Origin of the sequence: Streptomyces chilikensis (genome assembly GCF_001642695.1) — a bacterium.
Classification (GTDB): Bacteria; Actinomycetota; Actinomycetes; order Streptomycetales; family Streptomycetaceae; genus Streptomyces; species Streptomyces chilikensis.
Genome location: NZ_LWCC02000005.1, coordinates 415,983 through 433,160, shown reverse-complemented (window position 1 = coordinate 433,160; position 17,178 = coordinate 415,983). Strand labels below are relative to the sequence as shown.

Below are 17,178 nucleotides of genomic sequence, written 5' to 3'. Positions count from 1 at the left end.
GCAGCCATGGACGACAGCGTGTACGTCGGCAACGCCGGCCAGGACGCGGCCCTGGACCGGGGCTGGCTGCTCGGGCACTTCAAGGACGCGGACGACCCGCGGCACAGCGAAGCCGTGGAGATCAAGTGGGGCGTCCACCCGCGGGGCGACACCCGTGCCCGGTGGGTGCGGGGCGAGAAGCGCACCGCACTGCAGGTCCTGATCAGCGGACGTTTCCGCGTGGAGTTCCCCGGCCGCAGCGTCGTGCTGGAACGCCAGGGCGACTACGTCGTCTGGGGCGAGGGCGTGGACCACTCGTGGTGCGCGGAGGAGGAGTCGGTGGTGCTCACCGTGCGATGGCCGTCCGTCCCCGGCTACGCCGTGCCCGCCGCCGGGACCGCCTGAGCGCAGGAGCGGTCAGCCCTCCTGCTCCCGCACCCAGGCGAACGCCTCGGCCACGTCGTGCACCACCGGCACACCGTCCGTGCCGCGGGGCCTGCGGACCACCACCACCGGAACCCCGAGCAGTCGCGCCGCCTCCATCTTCGGCCAGGTGTAGGTTCCCCCGGAGTCCTTGGTCACCAGCACATCGGCGTCGTGCTCGCGGAACAGCTCCAGCTCGCCGTCCAGGACGTAGGGCCCCCGGCTGGTCAGCAGCCGCCAGGCGGGCGGGAGCCGGAGGTCCGGCACGTCGACCACCCGCGCCAGCACGGCACGTGCCCCCAGCGCGGGCACGAAGCGCGCCAGCTCCTGCCGCCCCACCGTCACGAACGGCCGACCGCCCAGCCCGGCGGCGCGCCCGGCGGCCTCCTCGTGCGAGGAGGCGTACGTCCACGCCGGATCGGGGTCCCAGGCCGGCCGCTCCAGCCGCAGCAACGGCACCCCCGAACTCCCGCACGCGACCGCGGCGTTGGCGCTCATGCCCTGGGCGAACGGATGCGTCGCGTCCACCACGACGTCGTAGTCGGCCAGCGCCGCCCGCAGCCCGGGCACGCCGCCGAAACCGCCGATCCGCACCGTCCCCACCGGCAGGCGCGGCCGGGCGACCCGCCCCGCGAGCGAGGTCGTCACCTCCACCCCGGCGTCCACCAGCAGGGCGGCCAGCTCCCGGGCCTCGGCCGTCCCGCCCAGCAGCAGCAGCCTCACCGCACACCTCCGGGCGCCAGCACCGGAAGCGCACCCGGCGTCCCGTCCCGCGCCAGCCCGGCCAGCGCGTCGACGTCGAGGTGCTTCTCCGCCAGATCGGCCAGCCCTTCGATCCGTCCCTCCCGCGCGGCGGCGAACCGGACCCCCGACGGCGCGCACCCCAGCGTCTCGGCGAGGAACGCCCGCCGGAAGGCGTCCCCCTCCAGGCTTCCGTGCCACATCGTCCCGAACACGTTGCCCGCCCGCGCGCCGCCGAGGAACTCCACGGCCCCGTCGCCGACGGTGATCCGCCCGTGATGGATCTCGTACCCGGACGCCGGCGCCCCCAGGGCCGACCCCTCCGGCAGCCGCAGCGTCTTCTCCACCGCGAAGTCCGTCCGCACGTCGAGCAGTCCCAGCCCTTCCGCGCGCGCCCCCGGCTCCGCCTCGACCCCGTCCGGATCGGCGACGACGCGCCCCAGCATCTGGAACCCTCCGCAGATCCCCAGCACCGGCCGGCCCCGCCGTGCGTGCTCCACCACCGCCCGGTCCAGCCCCCGCGACCGCAGCCACGCCAGGTCGGCCAGCGTCGACCGGGTCCCCGGCAGCACCACCAGGTCCGCGTCCGACAGGTCCCGGGGCCCCGACGCGAACACCACGTCGAGGTCCGGCTCCAGCCCGAGCGCGTCCACGTCCGTGAAGTTGCTGACGCGCGGCAGCCGGACCACGGCCACCCGCCGCACCGCGTCCCCGCGTGCCCGCCGGCCCTCCAGGTCCAGCGCGTCCTCCGAGTCCAGCCACAGCCCCGGATCCCACGGCAGCACGCCGAACACCCTGCGACCGGTGAGCCGCTCCAGATCCTCCAGCCCGGGCCGCAGCAGTCCCGCGTCACCGCGGAACTTGTTGACGACGAACCCGGCGACCAGCGCCTGGTCGGCAGGCTCCAGCAGCCCCACCGTTCCGTACATCGAGGCGAACACCCCGCCCCGGTCGATGTCGCCGACCACCACCACCGGAAGCCGCGCGTGCCGGGCCAGCCCCATGTTGACGTAGTCGCCCGCCCGCAGATTGATCTCGGCGGGGCTCCCCGCCCCCTCGGCCACCACCACGTCGTACCGGGCGGCCAGATCGTCGAAGGCGGCGTGCGCCGCCTCGGCCAGATGCCTGCGGCCCGTCTCCCAGTCCGCCGACGACACGTCCCCGGCCGGCTGCCCCATCAGCACCACGTGACTGCGCCGGTCCGTCCCCGGCTTCAGCAGCACCGGGTTCATCTCCGGCTCGGGCACCGCGCGCGCCGCCACCGCCTGCACCCACTGGGCACGCCCGATCTCCGCCGTCACCCCGTCGCGGCCGCGGCAGACCATCGAGTTGTTCGACATGTTCTGGGCCTTGTACGGGGCCACCCGCAGCCCCCGCCGCGCGAACGCCCGGCACAGCGCCGTCGTCACCACGCTCTTCCCGGCGTCCGAGGTGGTCCCCGCCACCAGCAGCCCGCTCATGCCCCCGCGCCCTTCCTCAGCAGACAGACGTCCATCACCCATCCGGCCGCCTCCCGCGCCCGGGCGCGGGCGCGCGCGATCTCGGGCAGCACCTCACCGACCGGACCGGCCACCAGCTCCTCGGTGTCCGTGCCGAGGTTGGCGCCCCACCACACGGACCAGTCCTCCAGCCCGTCGAACCGGGGCTCGGCGCCCAGCATCACGACGATGTTCTCCTGGCCCTCCGCCACCGCCGCGGCCAGCCGGCGGGCCGTGGTCACGTGCACCGGCCGCCCCACCTCGTGCAGCACCATCCGGTGCCGCGCCGCCAGCAGCTGCGGCGCGCCCACCCCCGGCAGCACGTCGTACTCCACCGGCACCACCCCCCGCGCCGCGATCCGCTCCACGATCCGCACCGTCGAGTCGTACAGCGAGGGGTCGCCCCACACCAGGAACGCCGCCGTGCCGCCGCGGGCGGCCAGCACCCGCTCGTAGGCGGCCACCCGCGCCTCGTGCCAGGCCGCGACCGCCCCCGGGTAGTCCTTCGGATCGCGCCGGTCGCGCTCGGGGTCCGGCACCTCCACCAGCTCCACGCCGTGCGCCCCGCACACCGCGCGCCGCGTCTCCAGCAGCCCGTCGTCCTCGGACTTGCGGGCCGCCACCGCGTAGTCGCAGCCCCGCAGCGCCTCCACGACCTCGGCCGTCAGGTGCCGCGGCCCCATGCCGATGCCGAGGATCCGCACCCTCACCGCGACGCTCACTCGGACCGCTCCTCCAGCTCGCCCTCGACCTCCAGGTAGACCTCGGCCATGGCCCGCAGGGTCTCCGGATCGGGTTCGGCCCACAGACCGCGCTCCGCCGCCTCGTGCAGCCGCTCCACGATGCCGTGCAGCGCCCACGGGTTGGAGCGCCGCAGGAACTCCTGGGTCTCCTCGTCGAGGACGTACTCGGCGGCCAGCTTCTCGTACATCCAGTCGTGCACCACGCCGGCCGTGGCGTCGAAACCGAAGAGGTAGTCGACGGTCGCCGCCAGCTCGAACGCGCCCTTGTACCCGTGGCGGCGCATCGCCGCGATCCAGCGGGGGTTGACCACCCGGGCGCGGAACACCCGGGCCGTCTCCTCCGCCAGCGTCCGGGTGCGCACCGCGTCCGGCGTCGTCGAGTCGCCCACGTACGCCTTGGGGTCGGCGCCGGTCAGCGCGCGCACCGTGGCGATCATGCCGCCGTGGTACTGGAAGTAGTCGTCGGAGTCCGCGATGTCGTGCTCGGCGCTGTCGATGTTCTTCGCCGCCACCTTGATCCGGCGGTAGTTGGCGCGCATGTCCTCCGCGGCCGGCACGCCGTCCAGCCCCCGGCCGTAGGCGAAGCCGCCCCACGCCGTGTACACCTCGGCGAGGTCGCGGTCGTCACGCCAGCTGCCCGACTCCACCAGCTGCAGGATGCCCGCCCCGTAGGAGCCCGGCTTCGAGCCGAAGATGCGCGTGGTCGCCCGGCGCTCGTCCCCGTGCACCGCCAGATCGGCCCGGGCGTGCGCCCGCACGAAGTTCCGCTCGTCCGGCTCGTCGAGCACGGCGACCATCCGCACCGCGTCGTCCAGCATCGCCACCACGTGGGGGAAGGCGTCGCGGAAGAAACCCGAGATCCGCACCGTCACGTCGATCCTGGGACGGCCCAGCTCCTCCAGCGGCACCACCTCCAGCCGCGACACCCGCCGGGACGCCTCGTCCCACTCGGGCCGCACGCCCAGCAGCGCCAGCACCTCGGCCACGTCGTCGCCGGAGGTCCGCATCGCCGACGTGCCCCACACCGACAGGCCGACCGACTCCGGGTAGTCCCCGGTCTCCTGCAGGTGCCGCTCCACGAGCGAGCGGGCCATCGCCTGGCCGGTCTGCCAGGCCAGCCGCGACGGCACCGCCCGCGGGTCCACCGTGTAGAAGTTCCGCCCGGTGGGCAGCACGTTCACCAGACCGCGCAGCGGGGACCCCGAAGGGCCGGCCGGCACGTAGCCGCCCGCGAGCGCGTGGACCACGTGGTCCAGCTCCTCCGTCGTCCGGGCGAGCCGGGGCACCACCTGCTCGGCGGCGAACTCCAGGACCCGCCGCACCTGCGGGTCGTCGTGCAGCGCGGCGGCCGCCGCCGGGTCCCAGCCCGCGGCCTCCATCCGCTCCACCAGCTCGCGCGCCCGCGCCTCGACGCCGTCGACCGTGTCCAGCCGCTCGTCGTCCTTCAGCCCCAGCGCCTTCCGCAGCCCCGGCACGGCGCCGCCGACCCCGCCCCACACCTGGGCGGCCCGCAGGATCGCCAGCACCAGGTTGACCCGCGCCTCACCCGTCGGCGCCTCGCCCAGCACGTGCAGGCCGTCCCGGATCTGCGCGTCCTTGATCTCGCAGAGCCAGCCGTCGACGTGGAGCAGGAAGTCGTCGAACTCCTCGTCGTCCGGCCGCTGTTCCAGCCCCAGGTCCCGGTGCAGCTCCGCCGCGCGCAACAGGGACCAGATCTCGCCCCGGACCGCCGGCAGCTTCGCCGGGTCCATCGACGCGATGTTGGCGTGCTCGTCCAGCAGCTGCTCCAGGCGCGCGATGTCGCCGTAGGACTCGGCGCGCGCCATCGGCGGTATCAGGTGGTCGACCACCGTGGCGTGCGCCCGGCGCTTGGCCTGGGCCCCCTCGCCGGGGTCGTTCACCAGGAACGGGTAGACCAGCGGCATCCCGCCCAGTGCCGCGTCGGTGGCGCAGGACGCGGACAGCGCGGCGTTCTTGCCCGGCAGCCACTCCAGCGACCCGTGCTTGCCCAGGTGGACCACGGCGTCCGCGCCGAAACCGTTCTCCAGCCAGCGGTACGCGGCCAGGTAGTGGTGGCTCGGCGGCAGCGACGGGTCGTGGTAGATCGCCACCGGGTTCTCCCCGAAGCCGCGCGGCGGCTGCACCAGCACCACCACGTTGCCCGCGCGCAGCGCGGCGAGGACGATCTCCCCGGCCTCGTTGACGAACAGCCGGCCCGGGGCCGGGCCCCACGCCCCGGTCATCGCGTCCCGCAGCCCGGCGGGCAGGTCCGCCGTCCACGCCGCGTACTCCTCGGCGGTGATCCGCACATGGGCGTCGGTGAGCTGGCCGGAGGTCAGCCACTCCTCGTCCTGCCCGCCCGCCGCGATCACCGCGTGGATCAGCGCGTCCCCCGCCTCCTGGTCGTCGGGCAGGTCGAGACCGGGCAGGTCGCCGGGCGCGCCCAGGTCGTAGCCCTCCTCACGCAGCCGGCGCAGCAGCCGCACCGCCGAGCGGGGCGTGTCCAGCCCGACCGCGTTGCCGATGCGGGAGTGCTTGGTCGGGTACGCCGACAGCACCACCGCGATCCGCTTCCGCCCGTTCGGCACGTGCCGCAGCCGGGCGTGGCCGACCGCGATCCCCGCCAGACGGGCGCACCGCTCGGGGTCCGCCACGTAGCGCGGCAGGCCGTCCCGGTCGATCTCCTTGAAGGAGAACGGCACGGTGATGATCCGCCCGTCGAACTCCGGGATGGCGATCTGGCTCGCCGAGTCCAGCGGAGTGACGCCGTCCTCCGACGCCTCCCACTCGGCCCGCGAGCTCGTCAGGCACAGCCCCTGCAGCACCGGCACGTCCAGCGCGGCCATCCGCTCGACGTCCCACGCCTCGTCGTCGCCGCCGGCGCTCGCGGAGGCGGGGACGCTCCCGCCGGCCGCCAGCACGGTCACGACCAGCGCGTCGAAAGCGCCCAGCGCCTCGTACAGCTCGTCCGGCGCCGACCGCAGCGACCCCGCGAACACCGGAACGCCCACGCCCCGGCCCGTGGCGTCCACCGCGTCGGCCAGCGCGTGCGCGAACGCCGCGTTGCCGCCCGCCTCGTGCGCCCGGTAGTAGAGGATCCCCACCCGCGGCAGGCCCTCGTCCACCGGAACGTCCCGCCGGGCGAACCCCCACAGCGGCACCGCCTCCGGCGGGTCGAAGCCCTCACCGGTGAGCAGCACGGTGTCGGAGAGGAAGGCGTGCAGCCGCCGCAGGTTCGCCGGCCCGCCCTCCGCGAGGTACCGGTGCGCGTCGGCGGCCACCCCGACGGGCACCGTCGAGTGCTCCATCAGCTCGGCACTCGGCTGGAGCTCCCCGCCCAGCACGACGAGGGGCGTCCCCCGTTCGCGGACGGCCGCGAGTCCCGGCCACAGGTCCTGCGGAGAGCCGAGCAGCCTCACCACCACCAGGGCGGCGCCCTCCACCGCGGCGGAGAGTTCCTCGTCGGAGGCCCGGGACGGATTCGCCCACACGTAGGCGGCGCCACTGGCCCGCGCGGAGAGCAGATCGGTGTCGGACGTGGACAGCAGCGCAACAGGCACGGTCAAGGCCGTGTTCCTCCCCCGGGGTTCTCGCCCCGTACGACGGTCGGACGACCCGTGGTCAGTGTCTGGCTGCGTCCCCGAGGGGAACGACACAGTGGCGGAACCGCCCCGGACTCTCACCGGGTTCCTGCACCACGAGCAGTGGGCCCTCACCCTAACCGGGTGACGCCCGCTCTCACACCAGGGCCCCCTCCCCACGAGCCCCGCCCGCCGGCCGGGCGACCTCCGAGACGATCTCCCGAAGCCGCTCCAGATAGGCCTCCATGCTCCGCAGCGCGGGTCCGGTGTCCGGGTACCGGGCGGCGAACTGCAGACCCTCGTGCACCCGGCTCACCCACACGCACACCTGGTCCCCGTACGACACCCGCAGCAGCCCGTACGCGTGCAGCTCGTCCCACCGCTCCGATCCGGGGACCGGACGGCCGTCGACGAACGACACGATCGAGTACAGGTCGGGCGAGCGCGGACGGAACTCGGAACCCAGCAGGCGCAGCACCCGGGCGATCGGCATCCGCGCCAGCCGCCGGTTCTCGCGCAGCTCGGCGCGCACCCGCCGCAGCGCCTCCTCGAACCCCGCCCCGTCCGACAGGTCGACCTCGATCGGCACCCCGCCCACGTACCAGCCCACCGAGTCCTGCCACTGCGACTTCGCCCGGGTGTGGAACGGCACCACGGTCCGGTACACCCGCGTGCCGGAGATCTCCCGGACGATCACCGCCGTGGCCGCCAGCACGCCCACCAGGCTGCCGCCGAACGGCCGGCAGAAGGCCTCGAAGCCCGCCGCGTCCCCGGCGTCCGCCAGCATGTCCTGCATCAGCTTCTGCGTCGGCAGCTTGCCCTCCGCGTCCAGCCCCAGGTCGACCGGGAAGCCGGGCAGCCGCCCGTCGCACCGCGACACGAACTCCCGCCAGCGCGCCACGATCCCGTGGCTGTCGTCCACGCGGTCGGCGTCCGCGCGCTCCGCCTCGCAGAAGTCGACGTAACTGCCCGCCGGCGGCTGCGCCACCTCCCGGCCCTCGACGGCCGCCGCGTAGAACTCCTGCACCTCGGCCGGGATCCGGTGCAGCGAGTACGCGTCCACGTTGCTGTGGTCGAAGGCCATGTACACACTGGCGCAGTCCTCCCGGACCACCGCCGCGTAGATGAAGTTCGGCCAGTCCAGCGCGTCCGCCGCGACGTCGAACCGGTCCTGCAGGTGGTCGACCAGTTCCCTCGCCCCGGTGAACTCGCCCACCACCTCGCGGCGCAGCCGCACCGCGCCGGCGTCCAGCGTGAACCGGCGCATCGTCCCCCGGTCCCAGCGGAAGCCGCTGCGCAGCGTCTCGTGCCGCAACGTCCAGTGGTGCAGCGCCCGCTGGAGCGCCCCGAGGTCGACGTTCCCGGGGACGTCGAACGCCGCGCCGACCCACGTCGGCACGAACAGCCCGTCCTCCCGCACCGACCGTGCCGTCCTGATGTGCGACTCCTGGACGTACGCCGGCGGCCGGGAGTCCTCCGGCAGGCCCGCGGCCGCCTCGACGGTCTCCGGACTGAGCGTCCACTCGACGAGCAGTCCGGGACGCACGTCGCATCGCTGGATGTCGGTCACTCGCACCGGGGCGTATCCCTTCGTAGGGGGCGGAGAGGGAGGAACCGTTCGCCGGCCCGTCCACCGGTCCGGCTCCCGACGGAGAACACGAGCCCCCGTTCCCGCCGACCGCCCACGGGGCCTCATCCGCCCGGGCTTGTCCAACGCATGTCCAACGAGACGGCGGAGAGCGAGGAAACGGGTCCGGGGCGTTCCGGAACCACGGCGGCGGAAGGCGCGTCGGAACCCACTGACGCCAAGATCGCCGGAAGGCAGGGCGGTTCGCGGCGGTCCGTCATCCGACAACCGCAGGAGTCACCGCGTGCCCGTCCTCTCCGACCGCTTCCTCCACCTCACGCGCCACGGCGAGGCCGCCGCGGACGAGACCTCGCTCACCGAGCGCGGCCGCCGCCAGGCCACCCTCCTCGGCGAACGCCTGCGCGGCGTCCCCTTCGCCGCGGTCCACCACGGCCCGCTGCCCCGCACCACCGAGACCGCGGCCCTGATCACCGCCCGGCTCGGCGGCGTGACCGCCCATCCGTGCGATCCGGCCGGGGACTACGTCCCCCACCTCCCGGCCCGGGAGGAACTGCACCCCGCGTCCGCGGACGGGATCCTCGAGTTCCTGGCCTCCTTCCCCGCCGCGGAGCGCGAACAGGGCCCGCGACTGGCCCGGGAGGCCCTCGACCGCTTCACCGGACCGGCGGACCAGGACGGCCCCCGGCACGAACTCGTGGTCACCCACAACTTCCTCATCGGCTGGCTGGTCCGGGCCGCGCTGGACGCCCCGCCCGGCCGGTGGATCGGCCTCGACCACGCCAACGCGGGCCTCACCGTCATCCGCTACACCCCGGACCGCCCCCCGGCCCTCCTCACCTACAACGACACCCGTCACCTGCCGGAGTCGCTGCGCTGGACCGGCCTGCCGCCCGAACTCCACGTCTGACGCCGCTCCCGCCCCCGGACGACCGGGGGCGCGCGGCGCCGGAAACGCCCGTCACGAGACCGCCTGCGCGGCGCGGAGCGCCTCGATGGTGTTGACGCGGCCGAAGCCGTAGTCGTCGTTGTGGCCGTCGGCGTCGTACTCGACGGTGGGCGGGCCGATCCTGTCGGCGGTGTCGCGCAGGATGCCGCGGAGCTGGTCGCGGGTGAGGCCGGGGTTCGCGGCGAGGACGAGGGCCGCGCAGCCGGCGGCGCAGGGAGCGGCGAAGCTGGTGCCGGTGTCGGTGCCGTAGCCCCCGCCGGAGGTGGTGCTGAGGACGTTGACGCCGGGGGCGATCAGTTCGACCTCCGGGCCGCGCGCGGCCTGGTCCTCGCGGTCCTGGTTGGTGGAGCGCACGACGGCGATGACGTCGGGGTGCGAGACGACCTCGTCCTTGCCGATGTCGACGTTGCGGCCGTTGCTGGCGGCCCAGAAGACGGGGAGTCCCCTGCCCCGGCGGCCGTTCGCGGCGGCGAACTCCAGGGCGAGTTCCAGGGTGGTGGTGAGGTCCCAGTCCGCCTCGTTGGGGCCCAGGCTGCACACGAGGACGTCCGCCCCGTCGCCGGTTCGTGCCGAGCCGGTCTCGGTCGACGGGTCGGCGGTGTAGGCGACGGCGCGGGCGAGTGTGGTCTGGGTGCCGACCTGGTCGGGCAGGCAGGCGAGCAGGAGGAGGTCGCACTCGGGAGCGGCGCCGGTCCCGCCGGAGGGGTTGCCGAGCCGGCCCCCCACCATGCCGGCGCAGAAGGTCCCGTGGTCGCTGTCGGGCATCCCCGCCGCGCCCCGGGTGAAGGTGGTCCCGTCGGCCCCTTCGGTGTAATGACCCGACAGGGGGTCGAGGCCGTCGGTCAGGTCCGGGTGGAGGGTGTCGAAACCGTTGTCGATGACGGCGACCCGGACACCGGCTCCCAGGGTGTGGTCCCACGCGGGTTCGATGTGGACGTCGGCGTCGGGAACGCCGCCGTCGGTGCCGGTGTTGTGCCATTGCCACTGCCGGGCGTAACGCGAGCCGGTGGGCCGCAGCCGGGCGGGCATGTGCTCCACGAAGGCCGGTTCGGCGAAGAGGAAACGGTCGTTCTCGTGCAGTCGCACGGAGGCGCCGAGGGAGTCCAGACCGGACGGGGCGCGCACCTGGTACAGGTTCTTCGCGAAGGCGAGCCTGTGCAGCGTGGTCAGACGGGCGGCCGCCAGTTCCCGTTCCGCCTCCTCCTCGGACAGGGCGGGATCCAGACGGACCGTGAGCTCGTCGGTGGCGATGCCGATCCTGCCGTTGGGCCGCCGCACCACCGTCCCGGTCGCCTCCGCGCCGGGCAGCGGCTCGCCGGTGGTGAACGCCTCGTGGACGTGGGGTGCGGGCCGCACCAGCACCCAGTTGGCGCGGGCGAAGGCCTCGGAGACGTCCTCCTCCACACCGGCGTCGCGAATGCTCTCCAGCGCCGCCGTGCCGAGTTCCGCACCGATTCCCGTGGGGCCGCCGGGGGCGTCCGCGCTTATCTTCACCGCCACGACCCCGTCGATCTCCTCGGCCTCCAGGAGCCGGCCGCGCTGGTAGTACTGGCGTGTCATGTCGCTCGCCCCTCCACACCCGCACAGGGCGTATTGCGGGAATCCCCTTCAGTGTCCAGCCTCCTCTTCGCCGCGGACGCCCGCAATTCCGTGCGCCGGAAATGCGCGGCACGAGCACCCCGTTGCCCCTTCAAAATTCACCGCGTCGAAGAATTCCCGGGCCCCTCTCCGTCCGGCGGGTGCGGGAAGAGGGAACCCGACGTCTCAGCCGCCCTCCACGGGAACGGGCACACGCAGCTTGTCCCAGGACACGCGCCCCGGCACGCCGTTCGCGTCCGCTCCGGTGAATCCCAGCTTGCGCTGCCACATGGCGTAGGAATCCCGGTGGTGTTCGTCCCAGCGCGGGCCGATGCCCTCCACGCCGTCGGGATAGCAGTCGCACCCCTCGTCGACCAGCCGGTAGCCCATCATCACGATGACGGGACTGTTCGGCACGCTCGCGAACCATTCCTTGCCGGGGAACGGGACGTAGCTCTCGGAGGAGTGGTGCTTGGCGACGACGAGCCGCTGCCCGACCCTGATGATGTTCGGGTTGGGGATGTCGTTCCATATCTGGAGCTGCTTCACGGTCGTGCGATAGTGCTTCGCGATGGCCGTGAGAGTATCCCCGGCTTGTACCGTGTAATACGTTTCGTGTCGTGTCAGATGTCGTGTCGTCATGCTTCCAGAGTAGTTCTCCGGCCGCTTTCCGGGAATTCCCTCCGAAACCGGTCGGAGGGGGTGACGTGATTGCCCGGTCAACATTTCAGGCCGGAGGGCCCTGCGGATCACGAGACTGTTTCGCGGGCGTCTTGCCAGGCCCTCCGACGGAATTCAGCACGCTCTGCGCCTGGGTGTCGACGAACCGCGTGAAGAGCTGCTGCGCGTACCCGAAGATCACCGCCCAGGCGATGATCTGTGCGGAAGAGTCCAGGGACTGCAGCCCGGGGACGAACTCCCCGCGCATCAGGAGGAGCCCCAGCACGGCCGTCAGCGCCCCCGTCGGCAGCTTCAGCATCGCCAGCGCCACCGGCACGTTGTACGGCGTGGAACTGCCCCTGATCCGCCGCAGCGACGCCGCCGCGGCGATGGCGGCCGCCACCATGCCCACGAACAGCACGACGGCGTAGTCCCACCGGGACACCACCTGCGCGATCACCACGTCCACGTCCTGCCCGGGCCGCACGGCCCGCGCGGGAGCGCTGCCCGTCGGGCACACGACTCCGACGCCCTTCGGCTCGAAGCACAGGGGGACCATCCTCGGCGACAGCGCCCCGACCACCCCGACCAGGATCACCACCACGGCGAGGACGGCGGAGATCCCGTAGACGATCTGGGTGAAGCTCCGGACCCGCAGGGTCTCCTTCAGGTGCGCCTGACGCGCGACGCTCGTCGCGTCGACGAGGACCTGTCGCCGGGCGTCGTCGAGGACGCCGCCCGCCAGCACGGACAGCGCGATCTGCTCGGTCTGGACCCTCCGCTCGTCACTCACCGCGAGGTGCTCCCGCACGAAGGCCAGCAGTCCGGGGAGCATGGCCGCGATCTTCTCCGGCGGAGTCAGACGCAGCATCAGGGAGTACGCGGTGTCGTAGTGGGCCTGCGCCACCGCGAGGTGCGCCGCCGGCTGTCTGCGCCGGTGGGAATGGCGGAGCGTCTCCCGCGCCTCGTCCAGTTCCTCGAAGGCCCGGGCCGTCAGCGCTTCCCGTTCCGGGCCGGGCTGCGCACCGCCGCCCTCCCGCTCGGCCTGCAGCAGCGCGTCGAGTTCACCGATGCGCGAGGAAAGACCTTCCCTGAGCTCCCAGAGCCCCTTCTCCCGTCTGCCGGTCTCCCGGACTTCCCGCCTTCCCCAGATGTTCGACATGTGCCGACTATCGCCGAGAGCCGCCGCCCGGCTCCGTCACCGCGCCCTACGCCTGTTCCGTACGGATCAGTGCGGTGGGGTCCCGCCGACCGCCGACCGCCGACCGCCGACCGCCGACCGCCGGCGACAGGATCGTGCGCGTGCGGGCGATCCGCGGACGTTGTCGGCGGCGGCGTCTACCGTGGCCCCGTGCCCGAGCCGACCCGTCCTTCTGCCGCGTGGGAGCCCGTCGTGAGCAAAGCCGCAGTCCCGGCCCAGAACGGACCGCACACACCGGTCCCCGCTCCCCATGACGTGATCCGCGTGCACGGGGCCCGGGTGAACAACCTCCGGGACGTCAGCGTCGACATCCCCAAACGCAGCCTCACGGTCTTCACCGGCGTCTCCGGCTCCGGCAAGAGCTCCCTGGTCTTCGAGACCATCGCCGCGGAATCCCAGCGGCTGATCAACGAGACGTACAGCGCGTTCGTCCAGGGCTTCATGCCCACCCTGGCCCGCCCCGACGTCGACGTCCTCGAAGGGCTGACGACCGCGATCGTCGTCGACCAGGAACGCATCGCCGCGGACCCCCGCTCCACCGTCGGCACCGTCACCGACGTCAACGCGCTGCTGCGCATCCTCTTCAGCCGGCTCGGTGAGCCCCGCATCGGCCCTCCGAGCGCCTTCTCCTTCAACACCCCCTCCGTGCGCGCCGCCGGCGCGATCACCGTCGAGCGGGGGACGGCCAGGACCGTGAAGCAGACCTTCTCCCGCGCCGGCGGCATGTGCCCGCGCTGCGAGGGCCGCGGCACCGTCTCCGACATCGACCTCACCCAGCTCTACGACGACTCCAAGTCGATCGCCGAAGGGGCCTTCACCATCCCGGGGTGGAAGTCCGACAGCTGGTGGACGGTCAGGACCTATGCCGCGTCGGGCCTCCTCGACCCGAACAAGCCCATCCGCGAGTTCACCGAGAAGGAGATGGAGGACTTCCTCCACCACGAGCCGGTCAAGGTCAAGGTCGAAGGCGCCAACCTCACCTACGAGGGCCTCATCCCCAAGCTCCGCAAGTCGATCCTCTCCAAGGACCGCGACGCGATGCAGCCGCACATCCGCGAGTTCGTGGACCGTGCGGTCACCTTCGTGAGCTGCCCCGAGTGCGACGGCACCCGTCTGAGCGCGAGCGCGCGGTCCTCCCGCATCCGCGGCCGGAACATCGCCGACCTCTGCGCCATGGAGATCGGCGAACTCGCCGCGTGGGTCGCCGGTCTCGACGAGCCCGCCGTGGCTCCCCTGCTCGCCTCCCTGCGAGGCGTCCTCGACTCCTTCGTCGGGATCGGCCTCGGCTACCTCTCCCTGGAGCGCCCCACCGGCAGCCTGTCGGGCGGCGAGGCGCAGCGCGTCAAGATGATCCGCCACCTCGGCTCCAGCCTCACCGACGTCACCTACGTCTTCGACGAGCCCACCGTCGGCCTGCACCCCCACGACATCCAGCGGGTCAACGACCTCCTGCTGCGCCTGCGCGACAAGGGCAACACCGTCCTGGTCGTCGAGCACAAGCCGCAGACCATCGCGATCGCCGACCACGTCGTCGACCTGGGTCCGGGCGCGGGCACCGAAGGCGGCACCGTCTGCTTCGAGGGCACCGTCGAAGGGCTGCGCGCGGCCGGCACCGTCACCGGACGCCACCTCGAGGACCGCACCCTCCTCAAGGAGAAGGTGCGCGTCCCCACCGGCCGGCTCGAGATCCGCGGGGCCCGGGCCCACAACCTGCGGGACGTCGACGTCGACATCCCGCTCGGTGTCCTGGTCGTCGTCACCGGCGTCGCCGGTTCCGGCAAGAGTTCCCTCGTCCACGGCTCGCTGGTGGGCACGCCCCTCGGCGACGGGGCAGGAGTGGTGTCCGTCGGCCAGGGCGCGATCCGCGGTTCCCGGCGGAGCAACCCCGCGACCTACACGGGTCTCCTCGAGCCGATCCGCAAGGCCTTCGCCAAGGCCAACGGCGTGAAGCCGGCCCTGTTCAGCGCCAACTCCGAGGGCGCCTGCCCGGGCTGCAACGGAGCCGGCGTGGTCTACACCGACCTGGCGATGATGGCGGGCGTCTCCACGCCGTGCGAGGACTGCGAGGGCAAGAGGTTCCAGCCGGCCGTCCTCGAGTACCGCCTGGGCGGCCGGGACATCAGCGAGGTCCTCGCCCTGCCGGTGTCCGAGGCCCTGGACTTCTTCGCCTCCGGCGAGGCCCGCACGCCCGCCGCGCACCGGGTCCTCACCCGGCTCGACGACGTCGGTCTGGGCTATCTGACCCTCGGCCAGCCCTTGACGACCCTCTCCGGCGGAGAGCGCCAACGCCTCAAGCTGGCCACGCACATGGGTGACCCGGGCGGCGTCTACGTGCTCGACGAACCCACCACCGGCCTCCACCTCGCCGACGTGGGGCAGCTGCTGACCCTGCTCGACCGCCTCGTCGACTCGGGCAAGTCGGTCGTCGTGGTGGAGCACCACCTCGCGGTCATGGCGCACGCCGACTGGATCATCGACCTCGGTCCGGGCGCCGGCCGCGAGGGCGGCCATGTCGTCTTCGAGGGAACCCCCGCCGACCTGGTCGGCGCCGCGTCCACCCTCACGGCCGAGCACCTGGCCGCCTACACCGCGCCCTGACCCGTGGCCCGGGCGCCGTCCCCGGTGCCCGCCGGGCCGGTGCGGCGGCCGGCCCGGGCGGGTCCGCGTGCCCGCCGCCGGCCGTTCAGCCGGCCGCCGCCGGCCGTTCAGCCGGCCGCCGCCGGGCGGTGCTCGCGCGCACGATCAGCTCCGGGGCCAGCGTGAGGTGGGTGGTGCCCTCCGCCGTGCCCTCGATGTGTTCCAGCAGCAGTCCGATGCTGCTGCGCCCGAGCGAGGCGAAGTCCTGCCGCACGGTCGTCAGCGGCGGCGGGAAGAACTCCGCCTCGGGGATGTCGTCGAAACCGGCCACCGCCACGTCGGCGGGAGTGTGCAGCCCGGCCTCCCGGAACGCCCGCAGCACCCCGAGCGCCATCTGGTCGTTGGCGACGAACACCGCGGTGAGGCCGTCGCCCTGCCCGGGAGACGCCAGCACCCGGCCCGCGAGCTGCTGGCCCGCCTGGTACCCCGACAGAGGGCTCCAGTCGCCGCGCAGCAACGGCGGCTCCTCCACCCCGGCGTCCCGCAGCGCGGCCCTCCAGCCGGCCGTGCGCGCCTCGCTCTCCAGCCAGTCGGCGGGTCCCGCCACGTGCCAGACGGTGGAGTGGCCGGCCGTCAGCAGGTGCTCCGTCACCATGCGGGCCCCGAGGTCCTGGTCCAGGGAGACCCCCGGCAGATCCAGGTCGTGACCGCCCTCCACGGTGACCACCGGGCACGGCGCGTCGAGCGCCGCCAGTGCCCGCACGGCGTCACGCCAGGGGGTGATGGCGACGATCCCCTCCACCCCCCACCCCGCGAGGTGCTGGACCGCCTCGGTGAGCGCCTCCTGCGTGGCCGCCCGCAGGGTGACGGCGGAGGTCAGGTACCCGCGCTCACGCGCCGCCTCCTGCACCCCCGCCAGCGTGCTGGCGGGCCCGTGCAGCGTGGTGTTCACGGCGATGACCCCGAGCGTGTGCGTCCGCCGGGTGGCGAGCGCCCGGGCCGCCGAATTGCGGCGGTAGCCCAACTGCTCGATGACCTCCGTCACCGCCGCGCGGGTCTTGGCGCTGACGTTCGGGTGACCGCCGATCACGCGCGAGACCGTCTGGTGGGACACGCCGGCGACCCGGGCGACGTCCGCCATCGTGGGCGCCTTGGAGCCGTCCGGTATCTGGATCAATCCTCTTCCTTCCTCGATGGGCGGCCGGTCCCGGGGTGCCGTCCCGCGCGACGCGGCACCCCGGATCGCGGACCGGTATGCGGCCGTACCGCGAACGCTCGATGCGAGCGCTCACATCATGAACCCGGCGAACCGTCAACCGCACGCCGCAATTTTGTCTCCACCCTTGAGTCAGCGCCATGTTAGCGCTCACAATTCTCAGGCCCACCCATAACCGGCCGCAGGGTCCCCGCGAAATTCCCGCGGAGAACTGCCGCCGCCCCTGGAAGGACGGTGAGAGCGTAGTGAACCAAACTCCCCTCGAGGACCTGCGCCGCGAGGTGCTGGCGGCCAACCTCCGGATACCCGAGGCCGGCCTCGCGACCCTCACCTGGGGGAACGTCAGCGGCGTGGACCGGGAGGCGGGAGTCTTCGTCATCAAGCCCTCCGGAGTCTCCTACGACGACCTCACCGAGGAGGACCTGGTCGTGGTGTCCCTCGACGACGGCCGGGTCGTCGAGGGACAC

13 protein-coding genes and 1 riboswitch are annotated in these 17,178 nt (G+C 73.3%); of the genes, 4 read left to right on the top strand and 9 right to left on the bottom strand.

Going from position 1 to position 17,178, the window contains the following annotated elements; genetic code table 11:
- Window positions 1-6: 6 nt before the first annotated feature.
- Window positions 7-384 carry a cupin domain-containing protein gene (locus A2U95_RS02085; protein ID WP_166020531.1) on the top strand — a complete coding sequence of 126 codons (378 nt, stop codon included), beginning with the start codon at window positions 7-9 and terminating at the stop codon, window positions 382-384.
- Between the two features lie 12 nt (window positions 385-396).
- Here A2U95_RS02085 and A2U95_RS02080 read toward each other — a convergent pair whose 3' ends face one another.
- The 5 genes from A2U95_RS02080 to A2U95_RS02060 form a co-directional block, all read right to left on the bottom strand.
- Window positions 397-1,125 carry a cobalt-precorrin-6A reductase gene (locus A2U95_RS02080; RefSeq protein ID WP_166020530.1) on the bottom strand — a complete coding sequence of 243 codons (729 nt, stop codon included), beginning with the start codon at window positions 1,123-1,125 and terminating at the stop codon, window positions 397-399.
- Window positions 1,122-2,603, bottom strand: a complete 1,482-nt coding sequence (locus tag A2U95_RS02075) for a cobyric acid synthase (protein WP_206282797.1) — start codon at window positions 2,601-2,603, stop codon at window positions 1,122-1,124. Before A2U95_RS02075 ends, A2U95_RS02080 begins: the two co-directional genes overlap by 4 nt.
- Complete coding sequence (gene cobF / locus A2U95_RS02070; protein ID WP_206282796.1) at window positions 2,600-3,343, bottom strand: precorrin-6A synthase (deacetylating); 744 nt, start codon at window positions 3,341-3,343, stop codon at window positions 2,600-2,602. The genes A2U95_RS02075 and cobF overlap by 4 nt, the downstream gene beginning before the upstream one ends.
- Entirely contained in the window at window positions 3,340-6,924 is a 3,585-nt protein-coding gene (gene cobN / locus A2U95_RS02065) for a cobaltochelatase subunit CobN (protein ID WP_206282932.1), read from the bottom strand. Before cobN ends, cobF begins: the two co-directional genes overlap by 4 nt.
- Window positions 6,925-6,966: 42 nt before the next feature.
- Window positions 6,967-7,079: riboswitch (cobalamin riboswitch) on the bottom strand.
- Between the two features lie 23 nt (window positions 7,080-7,102).
- Window positions 7,103-8,521 carry a condensation domain-containing protein gene (locus A2U95_RS02060; protein ID WP_206282795.1) on the bottom strand — a complete coding sequence of 473 codons (1,419 nt, stop codon included), beginning with the start codon at window positions 8,519-8,521 and terminating at the stop codon, window positions 7,103-7,105.
- Between the two features lie 295 nt (window positions 8,522-8,816).
- On the opposite strand from A2U95_RS02060, the gene A2U95_RS02055 reads away from it, so the two are divergent.
- Entirely contained in the window at window positions 8,817-9,440 is a 624-nt protein-coding gene (locus A2U95_RS02055; RefSeq protein WP_166020527.1) for a histidine phosphatase family protein, read from the top strand.
- Between the two features lie 51 nt (window positions 9,441-9,491).
- On the opposite strand, the gene A2U95_RS02050 is transcribed toward A2U95_RS02055, so the two are convergent.
- The 3 genes from A2U95_RS02050 to A2U95_RS02040 form a co-directional block, all read right to left on the bottom strand.
- Window positions 9,492-11,039, bottom strand: coding sequence for a S8 family serine peptidase (locus A2U95_RS02050; RefSeq protein ID WP_166020526.1), 1,548 nt, complete (start codon window positions 11,037-11,039; stop codon window positions 9,492-9,494).
- 204 nt (window positions 11,040-11,243) lie between these two features.
- A complete protein-coding gene (locus A2U95_RS32360; RefSeq protein ID WP_240957166.1) occupies window positions 11,244-11,606 on the bottom strand; it encodes a peptidoglycan-binding protein in 363 nt (120 codons plus the stop codon).
- 178 nt (window positions 11,607-11,784) lie between these two features.
- A complete protein-coding gene (locus A2U95_RS02040) occupies window positions 11,785-12,879 on the bottom strand; it encodes a hypothetical protein (RefSeq protein ID WP_166020524.1) in 1,095 nt (364 codons plus the stop codon).
- Window positions 12,880-13,110: 231 nt separating this feature from the next.
- Here A2U95_RS02040 and A2U95_RS02035 point away from each other — a divergent pair, with 231 nt between their 5' ends.
- Entirely contained in the window at window positions 13,111-15,516 is a 2,406-nt protein-coding gene (locus tag A2U95_RS02035) for an excinuclease ABC subunit UvrA (protein ID WP_166020523.1), read from the top strand.
- Window positions 15,517-15,601: 85 nt separating this feature from the next.
- Here the strand turns inward: A2U95_RS02035 and A2U95_RS02030 are convergent, their stop codons facing one another.
- Complete coding sequence (locus A2U95_RS02030) at window positions 15,602-16,636, bottom strand: LacI family DNA-binding transcriptional regulator (RefSeq protein WP_206282930.1); 1,035 nt, start codon at window positions 16,634-16,636, stop codon at window positions 15,602-15,604.
- Between the two features lie 320 nt (window positions 16,637-16,956).
- On the opposite strand from A2U95_RS02030, the gene A2U95_RS32355 reads away from it, so the two are divergent.
- Window positions 16,957-17,178: class II aldolase/adducin family protein (locus A2U95_RS32355; RefSeq protein WP_240957165.1), on the top strand; the 222-nt coding region annotated here is incomplete at its 3' end.

Coding starts and splice junctions, on each gene's coding strand:
- A2U95_RS02085 (WP_166020531.1), top strand. CDS start 7: ATGGACGACAGCGTGTACGTCGGCAACGCCGGCCAGGACGCGGCCCTG.
- A2U95_RS02075 (WP_206282797.1), bottom strand. CDS start 2,603: ATGAGCGGGCTGCTGGTGGCGGGGACCACCTCGGACGCCGGGAAGAGC.
- A2U95_RS02050 (WP_166020526.1), bottom strand. CDS start 11,039: ATGACACGCCAGTACTACCAGCGCGGCCGGCTCCTGGAGGCCGAGGAG.
- A2U95_RS02040 (WP_166020524.1), bottom strand. CDS start 12,879: ATGTCGAACATCTGGGGAAGGCGGGAAGTCCGGGAGACCGGCAGACGG.
- A2U95_RS02030 (WP_206282930.1), bottom strand. CDS start 16,636: ATGGCGGACGTCGCCCGGGTCGCCGGCGTGTCCCACCAGACGGTCTCG.